The organism is Kibdelosporangium phytohabitans (genome assembly GCF_001302585.1).
Taxonomy (GTDB): domain Bacteria; phylum Actinomycetota; class Actinomycetes; order Mycobacteriales; family Pseudonocardiaceae; genus Kibdelosporangium; species Kibdelosporangium phytohabitans.
The window spans coordinates 10233288-10246730 of sequence record NZ_CP012752.1 but is presented as its reverse complement, the minus strand read 5'-3'; the positions used below and the strand labels follow the sequence as shown (position 1 = coordinate 10246730).

The following is a 13443-nucleotide window of genomic DNA, read 5'->3' as shown; positions in this document are numbered from 1 at the left end:
CGTTGATCCATTTGGCCTGGCCAACCGATTCCCGCGCACGTCAGGGACCCGGGTGAGTACCGTCACGCGGGGCATACCGGGCGAAGATGCTACCGGCCGGTAACATAGCGGACGTGGTGCAGGCCACCGCGCCCGTCAGTGGTCGGCGTGGGAAGGTCTACCCACGAGAAGCAAGGCCTCGAGACAACAGCAGACGTGTGTAGTACCGGGAGGTCGAAGAAGACCCATGCCAAACATCGTTGTCCTGGTCAAGCAGGTGCCTGACACCTACTCGGAGCGCAAGCTCGCGAGCGCTGACCACACTTTGGACCGTGCGTCGGCGGACGCCGTGCTCGACGAGATCAACGAGCGCGCCGTGGAAGAGGCCCTGCAGATCAAAGAGGCGCAGGGCGGCGAGGTGACGGTGCTGACCGTCGGGCCCGAGCGGGCCACCGACGCGATCCGCAAAGCCCTCTCGATGGGCGCTGACAAGGCGGTGCACGTCAGCGACGAGTCGCTGCACGGCGCCGACATCATCCAGACCGCCAAGGTGCTCGCCAAGGCGATCGGCACGGTCGAGGGATTCGACCTGGTCATCGCGGGCAACGAGTCGACCGACGGCGTCGGCGGCGCGATCCCGGCGATGCTCGCCGAACTGCTCGGCCTTCCCCAGCTCACCCACGCCCGCAAGGTCGAGATCGACGGCAGCAGCGTGAAGGTGGAGCGGGAGACCGACACCGGCCGCACGTTCCTCGAAGCGAGCCTGCCCGCGGTGATCAGCGTCGGCGAGAAGATCAACGACCCGCGCTACCCGTCCTTCAAGGGCATCATGGCCGCCAAGAAGAAGCCGGTCACCACGCTCACGATCGCCGACCTCGGCATCGACGCGGGCGAGGTCGGCCTGGCCAACGCGGCCACGACCGTGCTCGAGTCCTCGCCGAAGCCGCCGCGCGCGGCCGGTCAGCAGATCACCGACGAGGGCGACGGCGGCAGCAAGATCGCCGAGTACCTCGTGTCGCAGAAACTCATCTGAGACCCGTCGAGGAGGAGAACTAAGTCATGGCAGAGGTTCTGGTCCTCGTCGACGAACTCGACGGCGAGGTCAAGAAGGTCACGTACGAGCTGCTCACGCTGGCCCGCAGGCTCGGTGAGCCGTCGGCCGTCGTGGTCGGCGCACCGGGGACCGCGGGCAAGGTCAAGGACGCGCTCGGCGCGTACGGAGCGGCCAAGGTCTACGTCGCGGAGTCCGACGACGCCGCGGGCTACCTCGTGACGCCCAAGGTCGACGTGCTCGCTTCCCTCGTGGAGCAGGCGTCCCCGGCCGCGGTGCTCGTACCGGCGAGCGCGGAGGGCAAGGAGGTGTCCGGCCGCCTGGCGATCCGGATCGGCTCCGGCCTGCTCTACGACGCGGTCGACATCGACGCCGACGGCACCACCACGCACTCGGTCTTCGGTGGCGCGTACACGGCGAAGGCCAAGTCCGGCAAGGGTGTTCCGGTCATCTCGGTGCGCGCGGGCAGTGTCGAGCCCGAGCAGGCCGACGGCGGCGCGGCCGAGACGGCGGTCGACGTACCGGCCGTCGACGCGGCCAAGGCCACCAGGATCACCGGCACCGAGCCGGTGGTCGGCGGCGACCGCCCAGAGCTGACCGAGGCGTCCGTGGTCGTGTCCGGTGGCCGCGGTGTGGCCAGCGCGGAGAACTTCAACGTCGTCGAGGCGCTCGCGGACGCGCTGGGCGGCGCCGTGGGTGCCTCTCGTGCCGCGGTCGACTCCGGCTACTACCCGCACCAGTTCCAGGTCGGGCAGACCGGCAAGACCGTTTCGCCGCAGCTGTACATCGCGCTCGGAATCTCCGGCGCGATCCAGCACCGCGCCGGAATGCAGACGTCGAAGACGATCATCGCGGTCAACAAGGACGGCGAGGCGCCGATCTTCGAAATCGCCGACTTCGGTGTCGTCGGCGACCTTTTCCAGGTCGCGCCGCAGCTGACCGACGAGGTCGGCAAGCGCAAGGGCTGATCAAGATCACCCAGCTCAGGCCCCTGTGGAGCGTTGCTCCGCAGGGGCTGTTTTATTCCCCGGCCCTCGCCGTAAGTGATCTTCCCGACGCCGTCGTCCTATGGGGTGACCCCGTCTCAGGGTATTCACCCATTTTCCACTGATGAGTCAGAAAGTCGGCTTGTCGAAGGTCATCTCCCGCGAGTAGAACGATTCCATGACTCAGGCGCAGGTGCTTGTCAGTACTGCACAGGCCGGAACTGATCTGCCCGAGGACACCCCTCGTTACTCGCTGCTGCTCGCTCGCGACTCCGAGGAAGTCGTCGCAGCTCAGCGGCTCCGCTACCAGGTGTTCGCCGAGGAGATGGGCGCGAGCCTCGTCTCCGCGGACACCGGGCTCGACATCGACGAGTTCGACGAGCACTGCGACCACCTCGTGGTGCGCGAGGACCGCACGGGCGAGATCGTCAGCACCTACCGGTTCCTCCCGCCGGACCGGGTGGCCGCCGCGGGCAGGCTGTACTCGGAGACCGAGTTCGACCTCGGCGGAGTCCGGTCGCTGCTGCCGGGCATCGTGGAGACCGGCCGGTCCTGCGTGCACCCGGACCACCGATCCGGTTCGGTCGTCAGCCTGATGTGGGCGGGCATCGCCAGGTACATGCTGCTCACCGGGCGCACCATGCTCGCGGGTTGCGCCTCGGTGCCGCTCGTGGACGGAGGGAGCCTCGCCGCAGCGGTGTGGAACATGGTCCGCGACAACCACATGTCGCCGCCTGAGTACCGCGTGCGCCCGCTGCGCCCGTGGCAGCCGGACGGGATCCGCCCGGCAGCCCGCACCATGGTTCCGCCGCTGCTCAAGGGGTACCTGCGGCTGGGCGCGTGGGTCTGCGGCCCGCCCGCGCACGACCGCGACTTCAACGTGGCCGACCTGTTCGTGCTGCTGGACATCGCCAAGGTCGACCCGCGGTACGTGAAGTTCTTCCTGGGGGAGCAAGGATGAGGGGACACCTCTGGCAGCCGGAGTCGCCGTGCGGCTCCAGTTGCATGGCGGGCAGGACACCGACCGTCAGCGGGCCCCACCGGGTCTGGCGCCTGGTCACCGCGGTCGTGATCCTGCTGACCGGCCCGTTCGTGGCGATCATGATGCCGATGTTGTCCAAGCGGCGCAGGGAAGGCGCGGTCCGCTGGTGGTTCCGCCGGATCGCGCGGTCGTTCGGCGTGCGCATCGAGGTGCACGGCGCGAAGGTGCTGCGCGAGTACGCGGACGCCGAACGTGGCGCGCTGGTCGCGTCCAACCACATCTCGTGGCTGGACATCGTCGCCGTCAACGCCGTGCAGCCGATGCGCGCGCAGGCGAAGAAAGAGGTGGCGACCTGGCCGATCATCGGCAAGCTCGCCGGTGCGGCCCGGACGGTCTACCTGGACAGGGAGAACCTGCGGTCGCTGCCGAGCGCGGTGGACGAGCTGATGAAGGCCATGCGCGGTGGTTCGCTGGTGAACGTCTCACCCGAGGGGACGACCTGGTGCGGGCTGGCCAGCGGCCGGTTCCGTCCCGCGATGTTCCAGGCGGCGATCGACGCGGACGTGCCGGTGATCCCGTTCGTGCTGCGCTACCGGCTGGCCGACGGCCGCGACACCACGGCGCCGGCGTTCATCGGCGACGAGACGCTCGTCACGTCGCTGCGCCGCACCGCACGGACCAGGGGCCTCGTGATGGAGGTGCACGTGCTCGACCCGATCGAGCCGAGCAAAGCCGCCAACCGCAAGGAACTCGCCGAGATGACGCAGACGGCGGTCCGCGACACCCTCAACCGCACGCAGACGCTGCCGGAGTTCGAACACCCCAAACTCGCAGTCGCCTGAACCACCTCGTGAGTGGTTGGTCCGGTTAGAACCGGACTTACCACTCACGAGGTGTTGCTTGACTTCCAGTGTGCTTGAAGTTGCAGACTCGATCGCGTGACCATGACCGAGGCACCGGCCGAGCCGAAGACATCGCTGTGGGCGGGCGAATACCGTGCTGTCTCAATAGGTATGACGCTGCTGGTGACGCTCGTGGCGTTCGAGAACCTCGGCGTGAACACGGCGATGCCCCGGATGGTCGCCGACCTCGACGGCGGCGCGCTGTACTCGTGGCCCTTCACGATCTTCCTCGTGACGAGCCTGATCGCGAACGTGCTGGCCGGACGGCTGTGCGACCACCGCGGGCCGGCGTTCGGCGTCTACACCGGCGTGGTCCTGTTCGCGATCGGCCTGCTGGTGGCCGGACTGGCGGACTCGATGTGGGTCCTGCTGGCCGGGCGGGCGCTGCAGGGCTTCGGCGGCGGGACGATCTCGATCGCGATCTACGTGATGATCGCGTACGTCTTCCCGGAACGCTCCCAACCGGCGGCCTTCGGCCTGCTCAGCGCCGCCTGGGTGCTGCCGTCGCTGGTGGGCCCGGCGGCAGCGGGACTGCTCACCGAACACGCGAGCTGGCGCTGGGTCTTCCTCGGCCTGGTCCCACTCGCCTTCGTCGGTGCCCTGCTGCTCCTGCCGGCAGTGCGCAAACTGCCGACCCAGGTGGAGAACAACGAAGCCGTGCGCGGCGGGCTCGTGCCGGCGGCGATCGCCTCGGCACTGGGCATCGCCGCGTTGACCTGGGCGGCGGAACACCCCTCGCTCGCGACCCTGCTGCTCGGAATCCTGGGCGCGTCGATGCTGCTGCCGGCCCTGTTCCGCTTGCTGCCCAAGGGAACACTGGTGGCCAAGCGCGGCCTGCCGGTGACCGTCCTCGCCCGCGGTCTGCTGGCGGGCGCCTACACGGCGATGGAGGTGTACGTGACACTGACGCTGACGTCAGTGCACGGCTACTCACCGCTGATGGCAGGACTTCCGTTGACCGTAGGCGCGTTGGCGTGGTCAGCGGCGGCGCTGCTCCCGGCCCGCAACCCCGATGCCGACCGGCTCGTGTTCGTCCGATGGGGATTCAGCCTCCTGGCCGCCGGTGCGCTCGGCATGCTCCTCGTGACACCGGCGTGGGGCTGGGGCTGGGTGGCGTTCATCGCGTGGATCGTCGCGAGCGCGGGAATGGGCCTGGGCTACTCGAGCCTGAGCGTCCTGACCATGCGCTACTCATCGCTGCACGAACAGGGCGCCAACGCGGCGGCCCTGCAGGTGTCCGAGCGGGTGTTCAGCGCGGTCCTGGTCGGCTTCGGCGGTGTCCTGCTGGCACTGCTGGCGTCCCCGCAACGTCCCACGCCCGCGATGGCGATCCTGGACACCGCGATGGCCCTGGTCGCCGTGATCGGCGCGTTGCTCGTCCGGCCACGGCGGGCGGCCGGCCCTGAGGGCACGGCGGCCTGAACGAACTCACCCCGTGCGGGCACTTCTCCGCTCCGACAAGCGGCCCGCACGGGGTGACCCGTCCTCGGGGCGGGCTCGACCGTCGACGAGCTGACGACGGTGTGACCGTCCACCTGCCCGTCGCCCGGCGGGCAGGTGAGCCGTCGCTTGGGGTGTGACGCCCGGCGCCGAATACACTCTTCGGTGATGACCTATCTAGACCACGCGGCGACCACGCCGATGCTGCCCGAGGCGGTGGCAGCGTTCACAGAGGCATTGTCCATCCAGGGCAACGCCTCCTCGCTGCACACCTCCGGCCGCCGGGCGCGGCGGATCGCCGAGGAGGCGCGTGAGTCGATCGCCGAGGCGCTCGGCGCGCGACCGTCCGAGGTCATCTTCACCGCGGGTGGTACGGAGAGTGACAACCTCGCGGTCAAGGGCATCTACTGGGCCAGGCGCCAGGAAGGCCGGCGCCGCGTGCTGGTGTCCGCGGTCGAGCACCACGCCGTCCTCGACGCGGCCGAGTGGCTGGAGAGCCACGACGGCGCCGAGTTGACGTGGCTGCCGGTGGACCGCACCGGCCGGGTGGACATGGACGCCTTCAAGGCCGAACTGGGCGACGATGTGGCGCTGGTCACGGCCATGTGGGCGAACAACGAGGTCGGCACGGTCAACCCCGTCCGCGAGCTGGCCGAGGCGTGCGCCGAGCACGGCATCCCGTTCCACACCGACGCCGTCCAAGCCGTGGGAACGCTGCCGGTCGACTTCGCCGAGTCGAAGGCGAGCGCGCTGACCATGAGCGGGCACAAGGTCGGTGGCCCGATCGGGATCGGCGCGTTGCTGCTGGGGCGGGACGTGCCGTGCGCGCCGCTGCTGCACGGTGGCGGCCAGGAGCGTGACGTGCGCTCCGGAACCGTTGACGTACCGGCGATCCACGCGTTGGCGGCGGCCGTGCGAGTCGCCGTGGCACACCGCGAGGAGCAGGCCAAGCAGCTCGCCACGCTCAGGGACGAACTGGTCGGCGCCGTGCGCGCGGCCGTCCCCGACGCCATTCTCAACGGCGAGCCGGGACTGCCCACCCACGCACACTTCACGTTTCCCGGTTGCGCCGGGGACAGTTTGCTGATGTTGTTGGACGCCAAGGGAATTGAGTGTTCGACCGGCTCGGCCTGCACCGCTGGGGTCGCGCAGCCGAGTCACGTCCTGCTCGCGATGGGGATGGACCCGGCGGCCGCCCGCGGCTCGCTGAGGTTCTCACTGGGGCACACGTCGTCGGAGCAGGACGTCAAGGCCCTGGCACAGGCGATCGGACCGGCGGTGGACCGGGCCCGCAGCGCGGGCCTGTCCGGTATGCGCCGATCCGCGACGAAGGAGGCGTGAGCATGCGCGTGCTCGCCGCAATGAGTGGTGGTGTCGATTCGGCCGTGGCCGCGGCACGGGCGGTGGCCGCGGGCCACGACGTGGTCGGGGTGCACCTTGCCCTGTCGGCGAAACCGGGCACGCTGCGCACCGGTGCGCGGGGCTGCTGCACGATCGAGGACTCGCACGACGCGAGGCGTGCCGCCGACGTGCTCGGCATCCCGTTCTACATCTGGGATTTCGCCGAGCGCTTCACCGAGGACGTGATCGAGGACTTCGTCGAGGAGTACGCGGCGGGCCGCACGCCGAACCCGTGCCTGCGCTGCAACGAGCGGATCAAGTTCGAGGCGTTGCTCGACAAGGCCATGGCGCTCGGTTTCGACGCGGTCTGCACCGGCCACTACGCCCGTCTGACCACAGTGGACGGGAAGCCGGAACTGCGGCGCAGCGCCGACTCCGAGAAGGACCAGTCCTATGTGCTCGCCTCGCTGACCGCCGAGCAGTTGCGGCACGCGATGTTCCCGCTCGGCGAGTCGACGAAGCCGCAGGTCCGCGCGGAGGCCGCGGAGCGCGGGCTGTCCGTGGCCGAGAAGCCGGACAGCCACGACATCTGCTTCATCCCGGACGGCGACACCCAGAAGTTCCTGACGGGCAAGCTGGGCGAGCGGCCCGGCATGCTCGTCGACGACGCGACCGGCGCCGTGCTGGGCATGCACACCGGTGTGCACGGCTTCACGGTCGGGCAGCGCAAGGGATTGGGCATCGACGCGCCCGCGCCGGACGGTCGTCCGCGCTACGTGCTGTCGCTGGAGCCGGTGTCCGGCAACGTCCGCGTCGGCACGGCTGAGCGGCTCGAAGTGAGCGAGATCGCTGCCGAGCGCCCGGTGTGGCCGTCCGGTGAGGCGTTGGCCGGGTCGACTGAGTGCGTGGTGCAGGTTCGTGCGCACGGGGGCACGGCCGCCGCGGTCGCCGAGATGGAGGACGGTGAGCTGGTGATCCGGCTCGCTGAGCCGTTGCGGGGCGTCGCGCCTGGTCAGGCGGCCGTGATGTACCAGGGCGACCTGGTGCTGGGCAGCGCGACCATCACGCGGGCTCGATGACGAACCCGGCGTTGCGGTCCACGAGGTAGCCGACGCCGCGGACCGTGGTGATCGGGTCGAAACCCGGTCCGATCTTGCTGCGGAGCCTGCGGATGTGCACGTCGACCGTGCGGGTGCCGAGGTGGTCGGGGACGCCCCAGACCTGGGCGAGCAGCGTCGAGCGCTGGTGCACCCGCCCGGGGTGCAGGCACAGGAACAGCAACAGGTCGAACTCGAGCCGGGTCAGCTCGACCGGCGTGTCCTGCACGAGGACACGCCGTGCGGCGGGCTCGATGCGCAGCTTCGCCTGGGTGAGTGCGCGCTGCTGCGGGACGTGCGCGCCGTCGACGACCATCCGGTCGATTGGCAGGTCGACGGCCGTGCGCAGCGAGTCGACCAGCCGCGCGGCCATGGCCGGCGCCTGCTCGGTGTCGACGGTGAGCTGGACGATGACAGTCAGCTGTGCCATGCCCTCATGGGACCGGCATGGCCGCTGGGGTGTCAACGTTTCCCACGTGCTGATACCTACTTGCTGGGGTTGACGACGAGCTTTCCGGTGGTGCGACGGGCACGGAGGTCCTCGTGCGCGGCGCGGACGTCGGTCAGCGCGTAGTCGCCGCCGCTGATCACCTTCAGCTTGCCGTCCTTGACTTCCGCGGCCAGTTCGGCGAAAGCCTGGTGCAGCACAGCGGGATCGCGGAACGCGTGCGCGAGCCAGAAGCCGCTGATGGACGTGGAGTGCGACATCAGGGCGGCTGGCGCGACCGGCTTGGGCTCCTCGCGGCTGGCCATGCCGTAGAACGCGAGCCTGCCGAAAGCGGCCAGCGACTTCAGGCTCTCGTCGGTGACACGACCGCCGGTCATCTCCAGCACGACGTCGACGCGCTTGCCCTCGTTGGCCTCGATGATGGCCTTGTCCAGCTCGGGGGTGGCGGGATCGATGGCGACGTCCGCGCCGAGGCTGACGGCGAGGTCACGCTTGTCCTGCGTGCTGGCCGTGGCGATGATCCGCCCGGCGCCCATGGACTTGGCGAGCTGGATGGCCAAGGAGCCGACCCCACCGGCGCCCGCATGCACCACAATGGACTCACCGGCCTGGAGGTGAGTGGTCTTCCTCAGCAAGTACCACGCAGTCATTCCCTGTACGAGCAAGGCGACGGCGGAGACGTCGTCGACGCCGCCGGGGACGTCGAACGCCATGAACTTGTTGACCACGGCCTTCTCCGCGTACCCACCGCTGCCGATCATCGCGGCGACCCGCCTGCCGTCGGCGGTTGTCCCGACCACCTCGCCGCCGGGGATCATCGGAAGCTGGGCCGACGAGAGGTAGGAGTCCTCGACCTGGTGGGTGTCCGCGTAGTTGACCCCAGCCCGGTCGACCGTGATGAGCAGCTCGTTCTCACCGGGAACCGGATCGGGCACCTCGGTGACGGTGAGCACCTCCGGTCCACCGAATTCGGTGATCTGTACGGCCCGCATGTCGAACGCCTCCTAGCATCGTGAGACAGAGTAAAAGTTTGTCTCATCAAAGGGACAATAGTGCCTGCTGTAGTATTCCGGCTGTGCTCGTGATCACTCGATGGTGGTGTTCACCCAGTGTCCGGTAGCTATTGGCTTCCCGCCGGGCGACTCGTCGAGTAGACCATGACCAGCAGGTGATTCCGACGAGGCGATACCTGGCGGTGGTGGTCAGTGAAGTCGATCAAACTGAAGGCCGACTACGAACGCAGCCCGCTGTGGCTGGCGGGAGCGGAAGGCCGGGGCAACCTCTCGTTCTACGAGCTGCCCATCTCGGAAACGCTGGCAGCGGACCTCTGGGAGTGGGCGGACGACTACGAGGACACCCGAGACCGCGAGGACCCCGCGCGATCGGGCTTCCCGACCCCGGAAGCAGGCCGCCGATTCGCCGAGATGGGCGAAGAACTGGCGAAGCGCCTGGCCACCGAACTGGGCGACGAGTACGTGGTGAGCTACTTCGACTACACCACGATGCAGGCCCGCGTCGTCTGAAGGATGACGACCCCTCCGTCGAATCCGGTTGTCGGTGCGGCTCGGCCGGGACCGGCGTGTGCGGTGGCAAGGCGAGGCTGGTTGTGATCGGTGTGCGGTGGCAGCGCGGCTCGGAGTGAGTGCCACCAAGAAAACCAGACCGGCGCACATCCAGCGAGCGCGCAAGCGCAGAAAGGGCTTCGTCGGGCAGGCGCCCACGCCCCGAAACACCGAAGAGCAAAGCATGCGCCACGAGCGAAGCCCAAGAGTGCCTCCTGCCCAGAGGTCTGCCGCCCGGCGAAGGTCTTTCTTGTTCCGTGCCACGGACCGGCATGACACCCCAAGACACCCGACATACGCGAAGCGCCACCAAACAAGAGGTCCCCTGCCGAAAGACAGTCCTGACTGGGCACCCATCACCCGATCTGGCGGTGTTGCCGAGCCGCACGGAGTGGTGGGATCGCCAGCATGCGACGGTTCGGCGTGCTGCTGGCTCTTACTCTGGGCGTGATGTGCGTAACCCCGACAGCTCAGGCCCAAACCGGCCCGGGTGCGTTGTCTCACTTCGGGTTGGCGCGTAAGGACTGCGTTGGCACGGCTCGCAACACCACCAGCAAGGTGTGGTTCACGGTCGCGGACGGCGTCCTGTCCGACGTCTACGCGCCGACGATCGACAACACCAATGTCGAGACGCTCCAGTTCCTCGTCACCGATGGCCGCACGTTCACCGATCTGCAGAGCCGCGACATGCGGTACACCGTTTCCTCCGACCGGACCGGGATGGCTTGCCAGGTGCGGTCCGAGGCCCGGAACTACCGGCTGACCACGGAGTTCATCACCGACCCGGCTCGTGACTCCGTGCTTGTCCGGGCCCGGCTGCACGGGCCCGCCAATCTGAGGCTGTTCGTCCGCTACGACGCGACCATGAACGGCAACGGCGGTGGCGGGCCGTTGAACGGGGGAGCGGACACCGCGACGGCGGACTTGGATGCCCTGGTCAGCGGCGACACCAACACTGTCACCAATGCCCCGAACCGGGACTACGGCGTGCCGTTGTTCGGGGCGTTGAAGGCGGATCGCCCTTTCAAGGCGGCCAACAGCGGGTACGTCGGCACGTCGTCCGACGGCCTCGTCCAACTGGACAAGGATCGCGTGATCAAGCCGAATCCCAAGGCGGCCAACGGCAACGTTGTGCAGACCGCTCAGCTGGACGGGCACGAGGCCACGCTGGCGCTGGGGTTCGGCAAGTCAGCCGCCCAGGCTGTTGACACCGCTGGTCAGAGTGTGAAAACGCCGTGGAACCGGACCTACGACCGGTACGTCGGCCAGTGGCGGGACTACGACCGCGGGCTCGAGCCGACCGATGACCCGGTGTCGGTCAACGTCCTGAAAGCCAGTGAGGACAAGACTTTCTCCGGCACCGTGGTCGCCTCGCTCGGCAGCCCGTGGGGGCACGCCGTCAGCGCCGGTGACCTCCCCGACGGCAAGCCGGTGTACTTCGGCTCCTACCGGGAGATCTTCGCGCGCGACCTCTACGAGAGCTTCACCGGCTTGATGGCCGCCGGTGATCGGGACACCGCACGCGCCACCGTGACTTGGTTGTTCTCCAGGCAGCAGCAGCCGGACGGCCGGTTCCCGCGCAACTCCATGATCAACGGCAAGAAGGCGCCGGACTCCGGCGGTGACCAGCTCGACGAGACCGCGTACCCGATCCTGATGGCGTTGCAGGCCGGTTTCGACCGGGACCGGGACCTGTACGCGAAGATTCGCAAGGCAGCGGATTTCGTTGTGGCGCACGGACCTTCGTTCGGCTCCGAGCGGTGGGAGGAGCAGAGCGGGTATTCGCCGTCCACCATCGCCGCGCAGATCGCCGGTCTCACGGCCGCCGGGGTGATCGCCACGCGCAACGGCGACCAGGAACGGGCCCGGGTCTACCACGCCACCGCCGACCATTTCCAGCGCAGCATCAAGGGCTGGACGGTCGACCGCGGTCATTTCATCCGGCTGTCCAAGACAGGTGACCCGGCCGCGCCGATCCAGTACAACCTCGGCAACGGTTCCGTCACCGTCGACCAGCGGTCTGTTGTGGACGCCGGGTTCCTCGAACTTCCCCGGCTCGGCATCCTCCCCGCCGATGATCCCGAGGTCGCCAGGTCGCTCGAACTCGTCGACCGGACCATCAAACGCCAGACTCCCAACGGCCCTGGCTGGTACCGCTACGGCACGGCCGCGCCCGGCAGCGAGGACGGGTACGGCGACTGCTACGAGCCGGACCTGACCACCTGCGCTCCCACCGGCAAACCGTGGCCGACGGGCAACGTCGGCAGCGGGCACCTGTGGCCCGTGCTCGCGGGTGAACGTGCCGAGCACCTCGTGCAGACCGGTGACAGGCGTGGTGCCAGGCAACTGCTGGACGCCATGCACGCCCAGGCTTCCGGTGTCGGCCTGATCCCTGAGCAGATCTGGGAGAACGCCCCGGTGCCCGAGGCGCCGTACGGCAGCGACCCCACCACGGCCAGCATCGGTTTCAAGCCGGGTGAGTCGGTCGGTTCGGCGTCCCCGCTGACCTGGGCGCAGGCGCAGGCCGTCCGGTTGACGCAGAGCATCGCGGCCGGGCGTCTGGTCGAGCAGCCCGCCGAGGTCCGTGCCCGTTACGTCGACAACGGCCCGCCGTCGACGATCCCGATCTCGCTGCAGGCCCCCGGCCAGGTCTCGACGCCGACCGTCAAGGTCACGGGCGTGGCACCGCGCGGCACGAGGATCGACATCTCCGCCACGGCGACGGATGCGGGCGGCGTCACCACGGTGGTGACGACGTACTCCGACGGAACCTTCACCGCCGAACTGCCCGCGCTGCTCGGTACCAACGTGATCACCGCGGCCGCCACCCAGGGCAGCCGGAAAACCGGTTACGCCCAAGTCAGAGTCGGCTCGGACTTCGTGTCCGGAACGGTGTTGCTGAACGCGACGGACCCGGACAACGACGACAACGGGCCCGGCACGTACGCCTATCCCACCGCGGGCGACTTCAACCCCGGCGCCTTCGACATCCAGCAGTTCCAGGTGATCGACAGCGGCGACCGCGTCATCCTGCGCACGAAACTGCGCAACCTCAGCCCGACGTTCGGTTCGCCGCTGGGCGCCCAGTTGCTCACGATCTACGCACACGACCCGGCGGTTGCCACCACGTCGACCAAGGCGCCGTACCCGTCGCGCAACTACGCGGTCGATCCGTGGAACCGGATGATCGAGGTCCAGGGCTTCGCTGAACCCGTGTTCGTGGACGCCGACGGTGTCCCGCTGGGTGACGCGTCGGTCCAGGCGAGTGAGACGTCCCGCTACATCACGGTCAGCGTGCCGAAATCCGCGCTCGGCAACCCGCGTGCGTACGCGGTCGTGCTGACGGGTCAGGAAGGCGACAGCCAGGACCGGGCGCGCGGGTTCACGGCCACGCCCGAGCAGTACACGTTCGGGGTCTGCGCGCCGGGTGGGACCAGGCCGATCTGTTCCACGGGACCGTCTTCGGTGCCGAAGGCGGTGGACGTGATCACGCCCGCGGGCGTGGACCAGTCCGTCGAACTCGATCCCACCCGTGGACCGGTCGTGGTCAAGGCGGTGTCGTCGACGCCGTGACGGACTGGTCCAGACCTTGACATCGACGAGGGGGGAACCGCACATTGGGTGTGTCGCCGCCGTGTCCTGCCAGAAGGGACCT

At 68.8% G+C, this 13443-nt stretch carries 11 protein-coding genes; 9 read left to right on the top strand and 2 right to left on the bottom strand.

Translation table 11 applies throughout. The features are described from left to right. Nucleotides 1-226: 226 nt before the first annotated feature. The 7 genes from AOZ06_RS45765 to mnmA all read left to right on the top strand — a co-directional run bounded on the left by AOZ06_RS45765 (nucleotide 227) and on the right by mnmA (nucleotide 7760). A complete protein-coding gene (locus AOZ06_RS45765; protein WP_054295091.1) occupies nucleotides 227-1012 on the top strand; it encodes an electron transfer flavoprotein subunit beta/FixA family protein in 786 nt (261 codons plus the stop codon). A 26-nt stretch (nucleotides 1013-1038) separates the two neighbouring features. Then, nucleotides 1039-1998 (top strand): electron transfer flavoprotein subunit alpha/FixB family protein, encoded by a 960-nt coding sequence (locus AOZ06_RS45760; protein WP_054295090.1) that lies wholly within the window; start codon nucleotides 1039-1041, stop codon nucleotides 1996-1998. Between the two features lie 196 nt (nucleotides 1999-2194). Continuing rightward, nucleotides 2195-2977 carry a GNAT family N-acetyltransferase gene (locus tag AOZ06_RS45755; protein WP_054295089.1) on the top strand — a complete coding sequence of 261 codons (783 nt, stop codon included), beginning with the start codon at nucleotides 2195-2197 and terminating at the stop codon, nucleotides 2975-2977. Beyond that, on the top strand, nucleotides 2974-3840 hold the full coding sequence (locus tag AOZ06_RS45750) for a lysophospholipid acyltransferase family protein (RefSeq protein WP_054295088.1): 867 nt from the start codon (nucleotides 2974-2976) through the stop codon (nucleotides 3838-3840). Before AOZ06_RS45755 ends, AOZ06_RS45750 begins: the two co-directional genes overlap by 4 nt. 171 nt (nucleotides 3841-4011) lie before the next feature. Then, nucleotides 4012-5322, top strand: coding sequence for an MFS transporter (locus tag AOZ06_RS45745; protein WP_236951950.1), 1311 nt, complete (start codon nucleotides 4012-4014; stop codon nucleotides 5320-5322). A 186-nt stretch (nucleotides 5323-5508) separates the two neighbouring features. Further along, nucleotides 5509-6681, top strand: a complete 1173-nt coding sequence (locus AOZ06_RS45740) for a cysteine desulfurase family protein (RefSeq protein WP_054295086.1) — start codon at nucleotides 5509-5511, stop codon at nucleotides 6679-6681. A gap of 2 nt (nucleotides 6682-6683) precedes the next feature. Continuing rightward, on the top strand, nucleotides 6684-7760 hold the full coding sequence (gene mnmA, locus AOZ06_RS45735) for a tRNA 2-thiouridine(34) synthase MnmA (RefSeq protein ID WP_054295085.1): 1077 nt from the start codon (nucleotides 6684-6686) through the stop codon (nucleotides 7758-7760). On the opposite strand, the gene AOZ06_RS45730 is transcribed toward mnmA, so the two are convergent. Both AOZ06_RS45730 and AOZ06_RS45725 read right to left on the bottom strand, forming a co-directional pair. Beyond that, nucleotides 7744-8208, bottom strand: coding sequence for a winged helix-turn-helix domain-containing protein (locus tag AOZ06_RS45730; protein WP_054295084.1), 465 nt, complete (start codon nucleotides 8206-8208; stop codon nucleotides 7744-7746). The two genes, mnmA and AOZ06_RS45730, sit on opposite strands and share 17 nt — an antisense overlap. Nucleotides 8209-8264: 56 nt before the next feature. Next, nucleotides 8265-9218, bottom strand: a complete 954-nt coding sequence (locus AOZ06_RS45725) for a quinone oxidoreductase family protein (RefSeq protein ID WP_054295083.1) — start codon at nucleotides 9216-9218, stop codon at nucleotides 8265-8267. Nucleotides 9219-9431: 213 nt separating this feature from the next. Here AOZ06_RS45725 and AOZ06_RS45720 point away from each other — a divergent pair, with 213 nt between their 5' ends. Beyond that, nucleotides 9432-9749 carry a hypothetical protein gene (locus AOZ06_RS45720; RefSeq protein ID WP_054295082.1) on the top strand — a complete coding sequence of 106 codons (318 nt, stop codon included), beginning with the start codon at nucleotides 9432-9434 and terminating at the stop codon, nucleotides 9747-9749. Between the two features lie 447 nt (nucleotides 9750-10196). Continuing rightward, complete coding sequence (locus AOZ06_RS45715) at nucleotides 10197-13361, top strand: glucodextranase DOMON-like domain-containing protein (protein WP_054295081.1); 3165 nt, start codon at nucleotides 10197-10199, stop codon at nucleotides 13359-13361. The last annotated feature ends 82 nt before the right edge of the window (nucleotides 13362-13443 follow it).